This window comes from Pseudomonas sp. LBUM1673 (assembly GCF_059695645.1).
On sequence record NZ_CP166780.1, the window covers coordinates 4,634,217 to 4,651,290 of the forward strand.

The 17,074-nt window shown below is 59.2% G+C and carries 15 protein-coding genes; 6 read left to right on the forward strand and 9 right to left on the reverse strand.

What is annotated here, in order from left to right:
• Window positions 1–68: 68 nt before the first annotated feature.
• Both ACA044_RS21405 and sugE read left to right on the forward strand, forming a co-directional pair.
• A complete protein-coding gene (locus ACA044_RS21405; RefSeq protein WP_497443156.1) occupies window positions 69–1,034 on the forward strand; it encodes a bile acid:sodium symporter family protein in 966 nt (321 codons plus the stop codon).
• Window positions 1,035–1,152: 118 nt separating this feature from the next.
• Window positions 1,153–1,467, forward strand: coding sequence for a quaternary ammonium compound efflux SMR transporter SugE (gene sugE, locus ACA044_RS21410; RefSeq protein WP_402811266.1), 315 nt, complete (start codon window positions 1,153–1,155; stop codon window positions 1,465–1,467).
• Window positions 1,468–1,592: 125 nt separating this feature from the next.
• On the opposite strand, the gene ACA044_RS21415 is transcribed toward sugE, so the two are convergent.
• The 3 genes from ACA044_RS21415 to ACA044_RS21425 all read right to left on the reverse strand — a co-directional run bounded on the left by ACA044_RS21415 (window position 1,593) and on the right by ACA044_RS21425 (window position 5,134).
• Window positions 1,593–3,467: an MFS transporter gene (locus ACA044_RS21415; protein ID WP_497443157.1), complete on the reverse strand. Its 1,875-nt coding sequence runs from the start codon at window positions 3,465–3,467 to the stop codon at window positions 1,593–1,595.
• 98 nt (window positions 3,468–3,565) lie between these two features.
• Window positions 3,566–4,717 (reverse strand): TDT family transporter, encoded by a 1,152-nt coding sequence (locus ACA044_RS21420; RefSeq protein ID WP_497443158.1) that lies wholly within the window; start codon window positions 4,715–4,717, stop codon window positions 3,566–3,568.
• A 105-nt stretch (window positions 4,718–4,822) separates the two neighbouring features.
• Entirely contained in the window at window positions 4,823–5,134 is a 312-nt protein-coding gene (locus ACA044_RS21425) for a cupin domain-containing protein (protein WP_497443159.1), read from the reverse strand.
• A 334-nt stretch (window positions 5,135–5,468) separates the two neighbouring features.
• On the opposite strand from ACA044_RS21425, the gene ACA044_RS21430 reads away from it, so the two are divergent.
• On the forward strand, window positions 5,469–8,939 hold the full coding sequence (locus tag ACA044_RS21430; RefSeq protein WP_497443160.1) for a hybrid sensor histidine kinase/response regulator: 3,471 nt from the start codon (window positions 5,469–5,471) through the stop codon (window positions 8,937–8,939).
• A 168-nt stretch (window positions 8,940–9,107) separates the two neighbouring features.
• Here ACA044_RS21430 and ACA044_RS21435 read toward each other — a convergent pair whose 3' ends face one another.
• Both ACA044_RS21435 and ACA044_RS21440 read right to left on the reverse strand, forming a co-directional pair.
• The gene (locus tag ACA044_RS21435; RefSeq protein WP_497447281.1) at window positions 9,108–10,472 is read right to left on the reverse strand and encodes a DNA recombination protein RmuC; all 1,365 of its coding nucleotides are present in this window, start codon (window positions 10,470–10,472) and stop codon (window positions 9,108–9,110) included.
• Between the two features lie 176 nt (window positions 10,473–10,648).
• Complete coding sequence (locus ACA044_RS21440) at window positions 10,649–10,972, reverse strand: sel1 repeat family protein (protein WP_497443161.1); 324 nt, start codon at window positions 10,970–10,972, stop codon at window positions 10,649–10,651.
• A gap of 994 nt (window positions 10,973–11,966) precedes the next feature.
• Between ACA044_RS21440 and ACA044_RS21445 the strand changes: the two genes are divergently transcribed.
• The 3 genes from ACA044_RS21445 (at window position 11,967) to ACA044_RS21455 (ending at window position 14,367) form a co-directional block, all read left to right on the forward strand.
• Window positions 11,967–12,191, forward strand: a complete 225-nt coding sequence (locus ACA044_RS21445; RefSeq protein ID WP_007898912.1) for a hypothetical protein — start codon at window positions 11,967–11,969, stop codon at window positions 12,189–12,191.
• Window positions 12,192–12,466: 275 nt separating this feature from the next.
• The gene (locus ACA044_RS21450) at window positions 12,467–12,949 is read left to right on the forward strand and encodes a hypothetical protein (RefSeq protein WP_497443162.1); all 483 of its coding nucleotides are present in this window, start codon (window positions 12,467–12,469) and stop codon (window positions 12,947–12,949) included.
• A gap of 146 nt (window positions 12,950–13,095) precedes the next feature.
• Window positions 13,096–14,367, forward strand: a complete 1,272-nt coding sequence (locus ACA044_RS21455) for an OmpP1/FadL family transporter (RefSeq protein ID WP_497443163.1) — start codon at window positions 13,096–13,098, stop codon at window positions 14,365–14,367.
• A gap of 76 nt (window positions 14,368–14,443) precedes the next feature.
• Here ACA044_RS21455 and ACA044_RS21460 read toward each other — a convergent pair whose 3' ends face one another.
• From ACA044_RS21460 to ACA044_RS21475, 4 genes are read right to left on the reverse strand one after another with little or no spacing between them, the layout of a single operon-like run.
• Window positions 14,444–14,995 (reverse strand): glutathione peroxidase, encoded by a 552-nt coding sequence (locus tag ACA044_RS21460; RefSeq protein WP_497443164.1) that lies wholly within the window; start codon window positions 14,993–14,995, stop codon window positions 14,444–14,446.
• A 55-nt stretch (window positions 14,996–15,050) separates the two neighbouring features.
• On the reverse strand, window positions 15,051–15,173 hold the full coding sequence (locus tag ACA044_RS21465) for a hypothetical protein (protein ID WP_497443165.1): 123 nt from the start codon (window positions 15,171–15,173) through the stop codon (window positions 15,051–15,053).
• Entirely contained in the window at window positions 15,170–16,378 is a 1,209-nt protein-coding gene (locus tag ACA044_RS21470; RefSeq protein WP_454185424.1) for an MFS transporter, read from the reverse strand. The genes ACA044_RS21465 and ACA044_RS21470 overlap by 4 nt, the downstream gene beginning before the upstream one ends.
• A gap of 52 nt (window positions 16,379–16,430) precedes the next feature.
• Window positions 16,431–16,835 carry a MarR family winged helix-turn-helix transcriptional regulator gene (locus ACA044_RS21475; RefSeq protein ID WP_497443166.1) on the reverse strand — a complete coding sequence of 135 codons (405 nt, stop codon included), beginning with the start codon at window positions 16,833–16,835 and terminating at the stop codon, window positions 16,431–16,433.
• Window positions 16,836–17,074 lie beyond the last annotated feature (239 nt).

The following is a 17,074-nucleotide window of genomic DNA, read 5'->3' on the forward strand; positions in this document are numbered from 1 at the left end:
TCCCTCATCGCGAGCAGGCTCGCTCCCACATTGGTTTTGTGGTGCTACTTAACAATAAGGATCAGGCCATGCGCGCACTGGCTGCACTGAGTCGTTTTGTCGGTAACACCTTCGCTTACTGGGTACTGATTTTCGCCGTCGTGGCGTTTGTGCAACCGGCCTGGTTCATCGGTTTGAAAGGCGCCATTGTGCCGCTGCTGGGGTTGGTGATGTTCGGCATGGGCCTGACCCTCAAGCTCGAAGACTTCGCCGAAGTCGCTCGCCATCCGTGGCGCGTGGCCCTGGGTGTGGTCGCCCATTTCGTGATCATGCCCGGTGTGGCGTGGTTGCTTTGCCAGGTTTTCCACCTGTCACCGGAAATCGCCGTCGGCGTGATTCTGGTCGGCTGCTGCCCAAGCGGCACCTCGTCGAATGTAATGACCTGGCTGGCCCGGGGCGATCTGGCGTTGTCGGTGGCCATCGCCGCCGTCACCACCCTCCTCGCTCCGCTGCTGACGCCAGCGCTGATCTGGCTGCTGGCCTCGGCCTGGTTGCCGGTGTCGTTCATGGAGCTGTTCTGGTCGATCCTGCAAGTCGTGCTGCTGCCGATCGTGCTGGGCGTAGTCGCCCAGCGCGTGCTCGGGGATCGGGTTCGTCACGCGGTAGACGTGTTGCCACTGGTGTCGGTGGTGAGCATCGTAATCATCGTCACTGCCGTGGTGGCTGCCAGCCAGGCGAAGATTGCCGAATCCGGCCTGCTGATCATGGCCGTGGTGATGTTGCACAACAGCTTCGGCTACTTGCTGGGTTACTTCACCGGGCGCCTGTTCAACCTGCCACTGGCCCAGCGCAAATCCCTGGCACTGGAAGTCGGCATGCAGAACTCCGGCCTGGGTGCGGCCCTGGCCAGTGCGCACTTCTCGCCGCTAGCGGCGGTGCCAAGCGCGTTGTTCAGCGTCTGGCACAACATTTCCGGGGCGCTGCTCTCGACGTATTTCCGTCGCATGAGCGAGAAACAAGATCGGCAAACCGCTGCGCAGCAGGCAGCTGAGTAAGCCGAAACTTGATCCTCGGGTTAATGATCGGCACTCTGTTGCGCAACGCGGGGACGACCTCGCGGCTCGATCGAGTCATTAATCCGGGGACGACCCCATCCATCGATGGAGGTCTCTGATGTCCTGGATCATTCTGTTTTTTGCCGGTCTGTTCGAAGTCGGCTGGGCCGTGGGCCTGAAATACACCGACGGCTTCAGCCGCCCTCTTCCTACCGCACTGACTATTGCCGCCATGGCGATCAGCCTTGGCCTGCTGGGCCTTGCCATGAAAGAGTTGCCGCTGGGCACGGCCTATGCGATCTGGACTGGCGTGGGTGCGGTGGGCACGGTGATCGCCGGGATCATTCTGTTTGGTGAATCCATGGCGCTGTTCAGGCTGGCCAGTGTGGCGTTGATCATTGCCGGTTTGATTGGGCTCAAGGTTAGCGCTTAAGCCACTACCGTCTTCGCGGGCAAGCCTCGCTCCTACAGGTTTTGTGTTGAGCCATATATTGTGGACACACCACCAATCCCTGTAGGAGCGAGGCTTGCCCGCGAAGAGGCCCGCCCGCTCAACAACTATCTAACGGCCCCACGCAAATTCCCCACCAACCCTTGCAATTTGGCTGGCTCAGCCACCTCAACGGCCACCGCAGGACCTGCCACCAACGTCACCCGCGACCACAACCGACGAAACATCCCCTTGTTCGGATCGCGGCTGAAGAAACTCCCCCACAACCCCTGCAACGCCAGCGGAATCACTGGCACCGGTGTTTCTTCGAGAACCCGCGTAAGCCCGCCCTTGAACTCGTTGATCTCACCATCAGCGGTCAACTTGCCTTCAGGAAAAATGCACACCAGCTCGCCGTCCTTCAGGTATTGGGCGATGCGGGTGAAGGCTTTTTCGTAGATCTGAATGTCTTCCTGACGCCCAGCGATCGGAATTGTCCCGGCCGTGCGGAAGATGAAGTTCAGCACCGGCAGGTTGTAGATCTTGTAATACATCACAAAGCGAATCGGCCGACGCACTGCGCCGCCAATCAGCAAGGCATCAACGAACGACACATGATTGCAAACCAGTAGCGCCGCGCCCTCATCAGGAATCAGCTCCAGGTTGCGATGTTCGACGCGGTACATGGAGTGGCCGAGCAGCCAGATCATGAAGCGCATGCTGAACTCAGGCACGATTTTGAAGATGTAAGCGTTGACGCCAATGTTCAGCAGCGACACCACCAGGAACAGCTGCGGGATCGACAGTTTGGCGATGCTCAGCAAGACGATCGACACAATCGCCGACACCACCATGAACAAGGCGTTGAGAATGTTGTTGGCGGCGATCACCCGCGCACGCTCATTCTCGACGGTACGCGACTGGATCAGCGCATACAGCGGCACGATGTAGAAACCGCCGAAGACCCCAAGGCCCAGAATGTCGATCAACACCAGCCAGGCGTGACCGAACCCAAGGACTTCGATCCAGCCATGGCCGGCAACGCTGTCTGGAATCCCGCCGGAATGCCACCACAGCAGCAGGCCAAACACTGTCAGACCGAACGAGCCGAACGGCACCAGACCGATCTCGACTTTGCGCCCGGAGAGTTTCTCGCAGAGCATCGAACCCAGTGCGATACCGACCGAGAACACTGTAAGAATCAGCGTCACCACGGTCTCATCGCCGTGCATCCACTCCTTGGCATACGCCGGGATTTGCGTCAGATAAATCGCCCCGACAAACCAGAACCAGGAGTTGCCGACGATCGAACGCGATACCGCAGGCGTTTGCCCCAGGCCCAGCTTCAAGGTGGCCCAGGACTGGCTGAAGATGTTCCAGTTCAAGCGCATTTGTGGCGATGCCGCGGCGGCCCGGGGAATGCTGCGGCTGGCCAGGTAACCGAGCACCGCAATACCGATGATTGCCGTGGACACGACCGGCGCGTAGTTGCTGGCGGACATCATGATCCCGGCACCAATCGTCCCGGCGAGAATCGCCAGAAAGGTGCCCATTTCCACCAGACCGTTGCCGCCCACCAGCTCTTCTTCGCGCAAGGCCTGCGGCAGGATTGAATACTTCACCGGCCCGAACAACGCCGAGTGGGTGCCCATGGCAAACAGCGCCAGCAGCATCAGCGACAGGTGATCGAACATGAAGCCGACCGCGCCCACCGCCATGATGACGATTTCCCCGAGCTTGATCAGACGGATCAGCGCGTCCTTGGCGAACTTTTCCCCGAACTGCCCGGCCAGGGCCGAGAACAGGAAGAACGGCAGGATAAACAGCAACGCACACAGATTGACCCAGATCGAACGGTCACCCTCGATCGTCAGCTTGTACAAAATGGCGAGGATCAGCGACTGCTTGAAGATGTTGTCGTTGAAGGCCCCAAGGGACTGCGTGACAAAAAACGGCAGGAAGTGCCGAGTGCGAAGCAAGGTGAACTGTGAGGGGTGACTCATCTTCCATGTGTCCCTGATTTTGGATAGCTGATTTTGGGTAGCATTATTGGAATGTAGAACGTCAATCCAGGCCACACACATTACCTAATCTTTGCCGGTTATTGCTTTAATCCTGCAATGCACGGCGAGACAAACAATTCACCACGCCACGCGCCCTGCACCGTCCGTTTGGCAACTATCAGCCACATCACCGCCAGCATCGCCACCAACACGCAACCAAAGCCACTGAAAAATATCAGGTTCAAGGCACTGGCCAGTTTCAGCGTGGCCAGGGAGTAGACACCCAGCGGGAAAGTGAACCCCCACCAGCCGAGGTTGAACGGGATACCGGCGCGCAAGTAACGCACGGTGATCAGCAGCGCCATCAGCATCCACCAGAGCCCGAAGCCCCACAGCGTGATGCCGGCCACCAATCCAAGCCCCGCGGCAATCTCGCCGATACCCGGTAGACCGTTGGCGGCAAAGATCGCCGGCGCGTCGGCGCCCAACAGCAACATGCCCAGCGCACCGGTGCCAATCGGCCCAAGGGCCAGCCAGCTCGAGGCGGCCATGTTTTCGTGGGGTAATTTATGCAACGCCATGCGCAACAACAGGATAGTCAGAATGCTGAACGCCACCGGCAGGGAAAAGGCCCAGAGCACGTAGCTGGTAACCAACACCACCAGTTGTGAATGAGCATCGACCAAGTGTGGCGCCAGCAAGCCGCCGCTGACCGCCGCCACTTCCGCCGCCACCACCGGCAACAGCCAGACAGCGGTCATCTGGTCGATGCTGTGCTCCTGGCGGGTAAACATCATGTAGGGAATCAGGACGCCGCAGGCCAGCGACATCGCCACGTCCAGCCACCACAGCACTTCGGCGACATGAATCACACCGTCGCCCCAACGCGGCAGACCGAACAGCAAAAAGCCATTAATGATGGTCGCAAGCCCCATGGGAATGGTGCCGAAAAACATCGAAACCGTGGAATGGCCGAAAATTCGTCGCGCTTCGTCGAAGAACATTGCCCAACGCGCGGTATACATAGCCATGAACAAGACAAACAGAACGATATTGAACAGCCACAGACCTTCGGCAAACGCATGCAGACCGGGAATCGACACCGGCAAATGCGCAAGCGCCAGTGCCAATACACCAGTGCCCATGGTCGCCGCGAACCAGTTGGGGGTGAATTGGCGGATGGCCTCTCGTGGGTGCTGCAAATGACTGATCGGTTTGATACCGGGTTTAACGCTATGGGTGCAGGTCATGGTGAACTCCTGTCCTCTCGTGAGGTGGAGTCCATGGTAGATCCGAATGGAATATCGATATAACGGGTAATTTCTCTAACTGTTATCTGTTTTGCAGATATGTCATCAGACGCTGCCTTCAGTCTCGATCACCAATATCCTTGCCACGCCCAGCGGATGAGCCACATGCTCGGTGCCCACCGACGCATAAAAAATATCGCCAACTTCGAGTAGCGTTTCCTTTTCGAAGCCTGCTTCGCGATAACGCATCTGCACCTGCCCATCGAGCACCACGAACACTTCCTGGCCATCGTTGATGTGCCATTTATAGGGTTGATCGGTCCAGTGCAAACGTGTGGTGATGCCGTTCATGTTGGCGATATCCAACGCCGCCCAGGCGCGGTCACCGGTGAAGGATTTGCTGCGGATGATCTTCATGGGTCGGTCCGTCGAAATGAATGGCAGCGCCAAGGCTAGCGGTCATCGAACATCGACGCCACAGGCTTTGACGGACTGCATCGGTTGATCGATATTGCGTTCAGTCAGTGAGACCGCTTTCGCGGGCAAGCCTCGCTCCTACAGGTATTGCGTAACCTTGTAGGAGCGAGGCTTGCCCGCGAAGAGGCCCGACAAGACACCAAAGATCCAACTGACTTCGAACCTGCGACACCCCGCCCCGCCACGACCTTGGTCGACACTGACTAACTCAGGCGGTCATGCGAGACTGTCTGGACCGGGCGGGAGTCCCGGATGTCTTTTGTCTGGAGTTCCCATGTCGCTGTCCATCGGGCTGATCGCCACCGTCTCCCTGGCCTATATGGCCATTCTGTTCGCCATCGCCTTTTACGGCGACCGTCGCAGTGCGCCGTTGCCGCCACGGATGCGTGCCTGGGTGTACAGCCTGTCGCTGGCCGTTTATTGCACCAGCTGGACGTTCTTTGGCGCCGTCGGCCAGGCGGCCGAACAACTCTGGTCATTCCTGCCGATCTACCTCGGGCCGATCCTGCTGCTGGTGTGCGCGCCGTGGGTTCTGCAAAAAATGGTGATGATCAGCAAGCAGGAAAACATCACCTCCATCGCCGACTTCATCGCCGCCCGCTACGGCAAATCCCAGTCTCTGGCGGTGGTGGTGGCGTTGATCTGCCTGGTCGGCGTGCTGCCCTACATTGCCTTGCAGCTCAAGGGCATCGTGCTGGGCGTAAATCTGCTGATCGGCGCCGGTGCCGACGCCATGGGCACGCGCGCGCAGGACACGGCACTGATCGTGTCGCTGGTGCTGGCGCTGTTCACCATCGTTTTCGGTACCCGCAACCTCGACGCCACGGAACACCACCGCGGCATGGTGCTGGCGATTGCCTTTGAATCGCTGGTCAAGCTGTTCGCTTTTCTCGCGGTCGGCGCGTTTGTAACCTATGGCCTGTACGACGGTTTCGACGACCTGTTCGACCAGGCCATGCTCGCTCCGCGCCTTGAAGCGTACTGGAAGGAAACCATCAACTGGCCGTCCATGGTGGTGCAGACCGGTGTGGCGATGATGGCGATTATCTGCCTGCCCCGGCAGTTCCACGTGACCGTGGTGGAAAACATCGATCCTCAGGATCTGCGTTTGGCCAAATGGGTGTTCCCGGCCTATCTGGCGTTGGCGGCGTTGTTTGTCGTGCCGATCGCGCTGGCCGGTCAGATGATGCTGCCCAGCTCGGTGTTGCCGGACTCATTCGTCATCAGTCTGCCCCTGGCCCAATCTCACCCGGCCCTGGCGATGCTGGCGTTTATCGGCGGCGCTTCGGCGGCGACCGGCATGGTGATCGTCGCCAGCGTAGCGCTGTCGACCATGCTCTCCAACGACCTGTTGCTGCCCTGGTTGCTGCGGCGCAACAACGCCGAGCGGCCATTCGAAGTGTTCCGCCAGTGGATGCTTTCGGTGCGCCGGGTGAGCATCGTGGTCATTCTGCTGCTGGCCTACGTCAGCTATCGCCTGCTGGGCTCCACCGCGAGCCTGGCGACCATCGGCCAGATCGCCTTCGCCGCCGTGACCCAACTGGCCCCCGCCATGCTCGGCGCGCTGTACTGGAAACAGGCTAACCGCCGGGGCGTGTTCGCCGGGCTGGCCGCCGGCACGTTCCTCTGGTTCTACACCCTGGTGTTACCGATCGCCGCCAACAGTCTCGGTTTGCCCCTGAGCAGTTTTCCAGGCCTGGCCTGGCTACAGGGCAACCCGCTGAACCTGCCAATCACGCCGCTGACTCAAGGGGTGGTGCTGTCCCTGGCGGGCAACTTCACCTTGTTCGCCTGGGTTTCGGTGCTGTCACGCACGCGGGTTTCGGAGCACTGGCAGGCCGGCCGCTTCATCGGCCAGGAAGTCAGCGCCCGCCCCAGCGCCCGTTCGATGCTGGCGGTACAGATCGACGACTTGCTGCAACTGGCTGCCCGTTTTGTCGGTGAAGAACGGGCTCGCCAGAGCTTCATCCGTTTCGCCTACCGTCAGGGCAAAGGCTTCAACCCGAACCAGAACGCTGACGGTGAATGGATCGCCCATACCGAACGCTTGCTGGCCGGTGTACTTGGCGCATCGTCGACCCGCGCAGTGGTAAAAGCCGCCATCGAAGGTCGGGAAATGCAACTCGAGGACGTCGTACGGATCGCCGACGAAACTTCGGAAGTGCTGCAGTTCAACCGCGCCCTGCTGCAAGGCGCCATCGAGAACATCACCCAAGGCATCAGCGTGGTCGACCAGTCGTTGAAACTGGTGGCCTGGAACCGGCGTTACCTCGAGTTATTCAACTACCCCGACGGCTTGATCAGCGTTGGCCGACCGATTGCCGACATCATTCGCTACAACGCCGAGCGCGGCCTGTGCGGCGCCGGCGAAGCGCAAGTGCATGTCGCCCGTCGCTTGCACTGGATGCGTCAGGGCCGGGCCCATACTTCCGAGCGGTTGTTCCCCAATGGTCGAGTGATCGAGCTGATCGGCAACCCGATGCCCGGCGGCGGTTTCGTCATGAGCTTCACCGACATCACCGCGTTCCGCGAGGCCGAGCAGGCGCTGACCGAAGCGAACGAAGGCCTCGAACAACGGGTCACCGAACGGACCCACGAACTGTCGCAACTTAACGTCGCCCTGACCGAAGCCAAGGGCACCGCCGAATCGGCCAACCAGTCGAAAACCCGTTTCCTGACCGCCGTCAGCCATGACTTGATGCAACCGCTGAACGCCGCGCGACTGTTCTCTGCCGCCCTCACCCATCAGGAAGACGGTTTGTCCAGCGAGGCACAGAAGCTGGTTCATCACCTGGACAGTTCACTGCGCTCAGCCGAGGACCTGATCAGCGATCTGCTGGATATTTCCCGCCTGGAAAACGGCAAGATCAACCCTGATCGCAACCCCTTCGAGCTCAATGAGTTGTTCCATGCGCTCGGCGCCGAGTTCAAGGCACTGGCTCAGGAACAGGGGCTGAAATTCCGCGTCAGGGGCAGCGCATTACGAGTCGACAGCGACATCAAACTGCTGCGACGGATCTTGCAGAACTTCCTGACCAATGCCTTCCGCTACGCCAAGGGGCCGGTGCTGCTGGGCGTTCGGCGGCGCAACGGCGAGTTGTGTCTGGAAGTCTGGGACCGTGGACCGGGCATTCCGGAAGACAAACAGCAGGTGATTTTCGAAGAGTTCAAACGCCTCGACAGCCACCAGACCCGTGCAGAGAAAGGTCTGGGACTGGGGCTGGCGATTGCCGACGGGTTGTGTCGAGTATTGGGTCACACCTTGCGCGTGCGTTCCTGGCCGGGTCGCGGCAGCGTGTTCAGTGTCAGCGTGCCACTGGCCCAAGCACAAACCGTGGCACCGGCCAAGGTCGCCGAACTCAATGGCCATTTGCTCAGCGGCGCGCAGGTGCTGTGTATCGATAACGAAGACAGCATCCTGATTGGCATGAACAGCCTGCTCACGCGCTGGGGTTGCCAGGTCTGGACCGCGCGCAACCGTGAGGAATGCGCGACGTTGCTCGGCGACGGGGTTCGCCCGCAATTGGCGCTGGTGGATTACCACTTGGACGATGGCGAGACCGGAACCGAGTTGATGGCATGGCTTCGCACGCAACTGGGCGAGCCGGTGCCGGGGGTGGTGATCAGTGCCGATGGACGGCCGGAGACGGTGGCCCAAGTGCATGCAGCGGGCCTGGATTACCTGGCCAAACCGGTGAAACCGGCGGCGTTGCGGGCGTTGTTGAGTCGGCATTTGCCGTTGTAATAAATGCGTCTGGCTAGCCCAGAACCTGTGGCGAGGGAGCTTGCTCCCGCTCGACTGCGAAGCAGTCGCAAAACACGCCACGCGGATTGCCTTACGGGAAACGGGGGCTGCTGCGCAGCCCAACGGGAGCAAGCACCCTCGCCACAAATATCATCGGAAACCAGAGGCTTACTCCGGCAATTCGGCCAAGCCATCGACATCCGTCATCGCTCGCTCCAGCAGGTCTGCCGGCAAGCTCTTGCTGGCCCGCGCCCCAAGCAACTTGAGCTGCTCGCTACGACTGACCAGGTTACCGCGGCCTTCAGTCAGCTTGTTGCGTGCCGAACTGTAGGCCTTGTCCAGTTGCTGCAAGCGATTGCCGACCTCATCCAGATCCTGAATGAACAACACGAACTTGTCGTACAGCCAACCGGCGCGCTCGGCGATTTCCCGGGCGTTCTGGCTCTGGCGCTCCTGCTTCCACAGGCTGTCGATAACCCGCAAGGTGGCCAGCAACGTGGTCGGGCTGACAATCACGATATTGCGGTCGAAGGCCTCCTGAAACAGCGTCGGCTCCGCCTGCAATGCCGCCGAAAACGCCGCTTCGATCGGGACGAAAAGCAGGACGAAATCCAGGCTGTGCAAGCCGTCGAGTCGTTTGTAATCCTTGCCGGCCAGGCCTTTGACGTGATTGCGCAGGGACAGCACGTGCTGCTTGATGGCGATCTGACCGATGCCGTCGTCCTCCGCCGCCACGTATTGCTGATAAGCCGTCAGGCTGACCTTGGAATCGACCACGACCTGTTTGTCACCGGGCAGGTAAATAATCACATCCGGCTGGAAACGCTCGCCGTCCGGCCCCTTGAGATTGACCTGGGTCTGGTACTCACGCCCCTTCTCCAGGCCCGCGTGCTCAAGCACCCGCTCGAGAATCAGTTCGCCCCAGTTGCCTTGGGTTTTCTGCCCTTTCAAGGCGCGCGTCAGGTTGGTGGCTTCGTCGCTCAGGCGCAGGTTCAGTTGTTGCAGCCGCTCCAGTTCCTTGGCCAGGGAAAAACGCTCGCGAGCTTCAGCCTGATAGCTTTCCTCGACGCGTTTTTCAAACGACTGGATGCGTTCCTTCAACGGATCGAGCAACTGCCCCAAACGCTGCTGGCTGGTTTCGGCAAAACGCTGCTCACGCTCATCGAAGATCTTGCCCGCCAGCTCGGCGAATTGCGCTCGCAGCTCGTCCCGCGAGCCTTGCAGGTCGTTGAGGCGCTGCTGATGGCTTTCCTGCTGCTCACGCAGCTCGGCGTTGAGGGAGGCGGTTTGGGCGTCCAGGCGACGCAACTCAGCCTCTTTGCCGGCACGTTCGATGTTCCAGGCGTGGGCGGCGTCGCGGGCATCGTCGCGTTCGATCTGGAGCAGTTCGACTTCACGGCGCACGGCGGCCAGATCAGCTTGTTTGGCGGCGTTGGCCTGGCTCAGATCAGCGATTTCATCACGGCAGGTGTCGAGCTGGGCATTCAAGCCGTCCTGCGTCAACTGGGCCATGGCGAGGCGCTCTTCCAGCAGTGCCAGTTCGGCCTGCCCCGCACTTGCCCGACGCTGAAGTTGCCAGGCCAGTACCAGTAACGGCAATGCAGCGCCCGCCAGACCCAGCAAAGCGCTGGTCAAGTCCATCGCCATAGCCACTCCTGCCGATTAGATTAAAGCGTGAAGGTTAACCAAGGCGTCAGGTCTTGGACAGCTCAGTCTTCGGTCAGGCCGAGTTCCTGTTGCGCGCGTCGGTCCCCCGCACGCGCGGCCTGACGCAACAGCTCCTGGCCAATGCGCAGATCCCGGGCGTTACCGCATTCGCGACACATCAGCTGGCCGAGACGGCTTTGCGCGGCCACGACGCCTTCACGGGCAGGCTGCTTGAGCAAACGTCCGGCGAAGTATTTGACGCTGGGGTTTTCGCCCAGGCGCGGGCTGTCCAGTAGCCACTCGGCCACGCGCATCGAAAAGCGCTTGTGAGGGGTAATACTGGGGGGTGTTGAGGCAGCAGGGACTGATACTGAGCGAAACTTCATAAAACACTGTGGGGCAGATCGAAAAGCGCGCCACTCTACTCTTTTTTTCGTACAGGTAAAGTCGAAAAAAGACTGCACGCCCGTCCTAGAGCAAGCGCTTGGGACAATCCACAGAAGCTGTGGATAACTCAGTGGACAACCGCCTTTGAACTCGCGCAAAGCCCTGTGGAATGGGGCTCGCAGTCAAACTGACGATTTTTTCACCAGTAAAAAAAAGCGATGTTTTTCATTGACTTAAATTTTCGTTACAGGCACCCACTCCCATTGAGGCGATGATGACAGTGGGATGACAGTCCGCGCAACTTATGTGCACAAGTACCTGCGAGGCGGTTATATCGATGCGCTTTTTCGGCGCGTTTTGTCGGTAACGCCTGGGGATAAACCTTGGCAACCCGCGCTGCAGATTGATCCTGGTTCGATTGTCCCTCTCGGATCAACGGCCGGGTTCTGGTCTATTACGGGGCACGTGCCTGACAGTGGCTGTTTCCGACAGCTCATCCGGACGTGGTCAACAGGCACTCCAGCGATCTATTTTGCGAACAGACTTCCCTTCGGCCATTCAATCCGTTAGTATCCGCGGCGTTAGTACCAAGCTGAAAGTCAATTCTGGTCGAACAAATCCTCCGGTCAGCCTTCCCTAAGAGAAGCCTCCACCGACAAAACGGGATCGACCACCTCGATGGTTTCCAGGTAAATCTTGCGCCAACACAGCCTTTGAATCGAAAGCAAAGGGTGTTGCGAAGCTCACTTACTCTGACCGAACCAACCTGCAAATTGATCAGGATCTTCACCCCGGGCCCAGAACCTTTGCCCTTGATGTGTTGCCTGCCCTCCTAAGTACCTACCTGCCAGCCCAAGCGCGCCAACTTATCAGCGCTTCAAACTGGCTGCTTTGTTCCAGTCGGGTTCTTCGTTCGACCAATGGTGGTCGTCGTCACTGGAACGTTTTAACTTTGCACGGTTCTTATCCGTGTCGCTTGTAGGAACACCCATTATGTCTACTCAAATCCACACTCAGGATGCCATTCGCACCCTAACCAACGCTTTTGCTCCAATGAACTGCCTGATCATGGCCGCTCGCAAAGGCTGCTTCAGCTTCACTCTGGTCAACGAACACGGCATCGCTCGTCACAGCGAACGTCTGTACCCCGATCAATATTCCAGCGCTGAACCGTTGCAGGCTGTGATCGAGCGTACTCGCCAGGCACTGGTTGCCTGAGACGCCAGAAAGACTGAAAACCTTAAATGCCCTGCTGAAAAGCGGGGCTTTTTATTGCCCGATATTTCTCGTTTCGTGGCCTACGGCTAAGCACCAACCGGTATAACGGTTATAACTCGAAGCCGGAAATATTTTAAAAACAGTCCTTTACAGCAAAATAATGACACTACACTTCAACTCAAGCGGCTTAAGCCGCTTCCGGCGAGCCTGAGTCGATCCACTGCTGCCAAGGCCTCTTTCAGGTATCGCCGACCACTTCAGGTTTCGAGGGCGTTATGGGTATCGCTGCCAGCGAACTGTGCCGTTATGTGATCCGTCCGACATTGATCTACCTCGGACGCCATAGCGCGACTGCCGAATCCCTGCTGCTGGGCATTGCCGCCAGTCAGTCAGCCCTTGGCTCCGCCCTGCATGACCGCCGTGGACACGGCCTGTACCGAATCGCCGAACCCCGTCACCAGGCCCTCTGGGATCATTACCTGGCCCTGGACCCGGATCGGGCGAGCCTGGTTCGCGGCCTGGCCAGCCAGCATGCTTTTCTCAGCGGCCCGCACCTGGAATTGACCGTCAACCTGCGTTACGCCACGGCCATCGCCTGGCTGTTGGTAGAAGAACAGAACACTCCCCTCCCCGCCTCTGACGACTTACTGGGAATGGCCCGAATCTGGCGCCAGACTTTCCAACCCCAAGGTCGTTTGCGAGATTTCACCTGCGCCTGGCAAACCTGTGTTTCATCGTTGAATCAGGTCGCCTGCTGACCACCTCCGTTTCACAAAATCGCCAAACAGTCGCGAATCTGGTCTGATTGTCCTACAAAACCGCTCTAAATCAAGCGATACAGGCTATAGCGCCCGGACGAAAATGTTGGTAATTTTCGCCCCGGTGATCACCAGGAGTTCTAATAATGAAAAAAGTAATGCTCAAAACCACCCTTAGCCTCGCCGTTGCCTTGGCATCCACCCAGATTTTCGCAGCTGGCTTTGCCATCAACGAACAAAGCATCAGCGGGATGGGTACAGGTTTTGCCGGGCGATCTTCCTCTGCAGACGACGCAAGCACCATTTTCGGCAACCCTGCCGGCATGTCTCGCCTCAAGCGCGAACAAGTGACCGGCGGCGTTGCACTGCTCGACGCACACACCGACATCAGCCACGCCAGCTCCAGCCCGAACAGCGGCAGCAACGATGGCGACATGGTTCCCTTCATCGCCGTACCGATGGGTTACTACGTCAAGCCAATCGATGACCATTGGGCATTCGGTATTGGCATGTACGCCCCGTTCGGCCTGGTGACCGACTACGAGAACGGCTTTGCCGGCCGTTACTTCGGCAGCAAGAGCGACGTAAAAGTCATGACCTTGCAACCGACCATCAGCTACGCCTTCAACGACAAGGTGTCGATCGGCTTCGGTCCGACCATCAACCGCATTACCGGCACTCTGGAATCGAACCTGTCGATCACCCAGGCCGCGCCAGACGGCAAGGTCAAAATCAAGGGCGACGACACCGCGCTGGGCTACAACATCGGCGTACTGGTTCAAGCCACCGACAGCACGCGCGTCGGCCTGACCTACCACTCGAAAGTGAAGTACAAGCTCGAAGGTGATACCAAGGTCAACTACAACGTCCTCGCGGCCGTCGGCCAGAACCCAAGCCAGAAGTACGATGCTTCGCTGGACCTGACCACGCCTGAATCGGTCGACTTTTCGGTCACCCATCAACTGGACGACAAGTGGACCCTCTACGCAGGCAGCACCTGGACTCGCTGGAGCCGCCTGAAAGAGATCAGCGTCGAAAACAAAGGTGTTCCAGCCATCCTGAACGGCCAATTCGGTACCATCACCGAAGAGCAGAACTGGCACGACACCTGGGCCCACGCCATCGGCGCGTCCTACCAGCTGAACAAGGAATGGGTGCTGCGTACCGGTCTGTCCTTCGACCAGGCACCGACCAATAATGTCGACCGTTCCCCACGTATCCCGACGGGCGATCGCAAAATTTTCAGCCTGGGCGCCGGCTGGAGCCCGACCGACGATCTGACCATCGACGTAGCGTACTCATACCTGCGTGAAGAGTCAGTCAAGGTCAACAACAGCAACAACCGTGGCCAGACCTACAACGCCACGTATGAAAACTCGGCGAATGGTTTCGGTGTAGGCGCGACCTACCGCTTCTGACGGTTCCTCACCCGTCGCCTGAATTGAAAAAGCCCCGCACTCTTGTACAGAGGCGGGGCTTTTTAGTGGCCGTCGATCAGGGTTTCGAGGCGAGGGCTTTCTCCACCACCTCGATGAACTCGGGATTGTCGGGCTTGGTCAGGCTGGAGAAATTGGCGATCACATTGCCCCGACGCTCGACCACGTACTTGTAGAAATTCCACTTCGGCGCACTGCTTTGTTCGGCAAGTACCTTGAACAAATGCGTTGCGCCATCGCCGCGGACTTTCTGTGGCTCGGTCATGGTGAAGGTCACGCCATAGTTCACGTAACAGACCTTGGCAGTCTCTGCGCCATCTTTGGACTCTTGCTTGAAGTCATTGGAGGGAACACCAACCACCTCAAGCCCTTGATCCTTGTAACGCTGATACAGCGCCTCAAGGCCTTTGAACTGCGGGGCGAAGCCACAGAAGCTCGCGGTATTGACTACCACCAGCGGCTTGCCGGCGAAGCGCTGGCACAGATCGATGGATTCCTTGGCACGCAGCTTGGGCAACGAGCCTTGTAACAACTCCGGACATTCTCCCGCCTGGGCCAACCCGGCAAAAGCCATTAGCAACGCGGGAACTGCAAGCCAGCGCATCAGCATGTCGGACACCCTTGAGCAATCGTCAGAAAACGAAATTACTCGCCTTCGCCGCTCGCTAGCAAGCACCCATGCCCAACTGCATCAATGCCAACCCGCCCTGATGCCAGCCCCACCACGCCAGTGCCAGCAGCAGTACGCCGACGGCGATTACAACCATCCGCGGCCAGAGACTGTTCATGCCGCACTCATCCGGGTTTGCAGACGCGCCACCGGCTGCTCGCGTACCGGCCAGTTCAGGGCTGCGGCCAACAGACTCAAAAGAATCGCCACCTGCCAGATCAAGTCGTAGCTCCCGGTTCGGTCATACACCACTCCGCCCAACCAGCCGCCGAGGAACGAACCGAGCTGATGGAAGAGGAAAACGATCCCACCGAGCATGGACAAATTTCGTACACCGAACAAGGTCGCCACCGTGCCGTTGGTCAAGGGCACCGTCGACAACCAGAGAAACCCCATGGCCATGCCGAATAGATAAGCCGTGACTTGAGTGACCGGCGCCCAGAGGAACAGCACAATCACCACCGCCCGCAACAGATACAGACCGGTGAGCAAGCGCGGTTTGGACATCCGCCCGCCAAGCCAGCCCGCGGTATAAGTACCGAAGATATTGAACAGCCCGATCAGCGCCAGCACCGTGGTGCCGACGGAGGCTGGCAAGTGTTGATCCACCAGATAGGCCGGCAAGTGCACGCCAATGAACACCACTTGAAAACCGCAGACAAAAAAGCCGAACGCCAACAGCCAGAAACCCGAATGGGAACAGGCTTCGCGCAGCGCTTCAGAGAGGGTTTGCTCGTGCCCGAGAACTGGCAGCGGTTTGTCTTTAAGCATGCTCACCAGCGGCACGATCAGCGCCACCACCAGACCCAACACCAGCAATGCGGCGGACCAGCCAAGCCAGCCGATCAGCCCCAGTGTGCCGGGCAACATGGCGAATTGACCAAAAGAACCGGCGGCGCTGGCGATCCCCATGCCCATGCTGCGTTTTTCCGGCGGCACGGCACGGCCGACCACGCCAAGGATCACCGAGAACGAGGTGCCGGACAGACCGATACCAATCAACAGGCCGGCGCTCAAGGACAAGGTCACCGCCGAATCGGACAGCCCCATGAACACCAGGCCCAGGGCGTACAGCACACCACCGATCAACACCACCTTCGCAGCGCCAAAGCGGTCGGCCAGTGCGCCGGTGAACGGCTGCGCCAGACCCCAAATCAGGTTCTGCAGGGCAATGGCGAAGGCAAACACTTCGCGCCCCCAACCGAATTCGGCACTCATGGGCGCCAAAAACAGCCCGAAGCCGTGTCGTACCCCCAGGGACAACGCCAGAATCAGCGCACTCCCCAACAGAACCCAACCGCACGTTCGCCACATCGATGTCATTCTTGTTCTCCGGTAGCGGGTATATACCCGCTTAAGATCGAACAAACCGGCCTCAAGCCAGTTCGTCCAGCAGTTTCAGCAAGGTTTCACGCTTCTCGGCACCCAAGCGGTCGATCAACCGCTGCTGCGCCGCTTCCCAGGCCGGCAAGGCCGCTGCCAGACGTTCATGCCCCGCTTCGGTAAGCAGGACGATGCGATTGCGCATGTCCTCGCCTTCAACCAGCGTCACCAGGCCTTCGCCCTCCAGCACCCGCAGATTGCGCCCCAGGGTGCTGCGATCCAGGCCCATGGCTTCGGCCAAAGACGAGATGCTCGGCTGATCCAGACGCTGCAGATTGCACAGCAGAGAATATTGGGCAACGTTGATCCCGAAGCCGTCGAGGGCGCCGTCGTAATGCCTGCTGACGCCACGAGCGGCGCGACGCAGGTTGGTGCACAAACATTGAGAAGGAAGCATGGTGCGTGTATATACCCGCGGTTAAATGAAAGCAAATTTTTCGAAACATATTACCTGTAGGAGCAAGGCTTGCCCTACTGCCAGTCAGTTGAGCGGCAATGCGATCCGTAGCAGCTGGCGAAGCCTGCGTTCGGCTGCGCAGCAGTCGTAAAATCAGAAATGGCGGTACGTCAGGCAGACCGCGTCGAGCCGGATTCACGACTGCTGCGCAGCCGAACGCAGGCTTCGCCAGCTGCTAC

Coding starts and splice junctions, on each gene's coding strand:
- ACA044_RS21430 (WP_497443160.1), top strand. CDS start 5,469: ATGTCGCTGTCCATCGGGCTGATCGCCACCGTCTCCCTGGCCTATATG.
- ACA044_RS21425 (WP_497443159.1), bottom strand. CDS start 5,134: ATGAAGATCATCCGCAGCAAATCCTTCACCGGTGACCGCGCCTGGGCG.
- ACA044_RS21420 (WP_497443158.1), bottom strand. CDS start 4,717: ATGACCTGCACCCATAGCGTTAAACCCGGTATCAAACCGATCAGTCAT.
- ACA044_RS21475 (WP_497443166.1), bottom strand. CDS start 16,835: ATGCTTCCTTCTCAATGTTTGTGCACCAACCTGCGTCGCGCCGCTCGT.
- ACA044_RS21455 (WP_497443163.1), top strand. CDS start 13,096: ATGAAAAAAGTAATGCTCAAAACCACCCTTAGCCTCGCCGTTGCCTTG.
- ACA044_RS21415 (WP_497443157.1), bottom strand. CDS start 3,467: ATGAGTCACCCCTCACAGTTCACCTTGCTTCGCACTCGGCACTTCCTG.
- sugE (WP_402811266.1), top strand. CDS start 1,153: ATGTCCTGGATCATTCTGTTTTTTGCCGGTCTGTTCGAAGTCGGCTGG.
- ACA044_RS21460 (WP_497443164.1), bottom strand. CDS start 14,995: ATGCTGATGCGCTGGCTTGCAGTTCCCGCGTTGCTAATGGCTTTTGCC.
- ACA044_RS21440 (WP_497443161.1), bottom strand. CDS start 10,972: ATGAAGTTTCGCTCAGTATCAGTCCCTGCTGCCTCAACACCCCCCAGT.
- ACA044_RS21405 (WP_497443156.1), top strand. CDS start 69: ATGCGCGCACTGGCTGCACTGAGTCGTTTTGTCGGTAACACCTTCGCT.
- ACA044_RS21470 (WP_454185424.1), bottom strand. CDS start 16,378: ATGACATCGATGTGGCGAACGTGCGGTTGGGTTCTGTTGGGGAGTGCG.
- ACA044_RS21445 (WP_007898912.1), top strand. CDS start 11,967: ATGTCTACTCAAATCCACACTCAGGATGCCATTCGCACCCTAACCAAC.
- ACA044_RS21465 (WP_497443165.1), bottom strand. CDS start 15,173: ATGAACAGTCTCTGGCCGCGGATGGTTGTAATCGCCGTCGGCGTACTG.
- ACA044_RS21450 (WP_497443162.1), top strand. CDS start 12,467: ATGGGTATCGCTGCCAGCGAACTGTGCCGTTATGTGATCCGTCCGACA.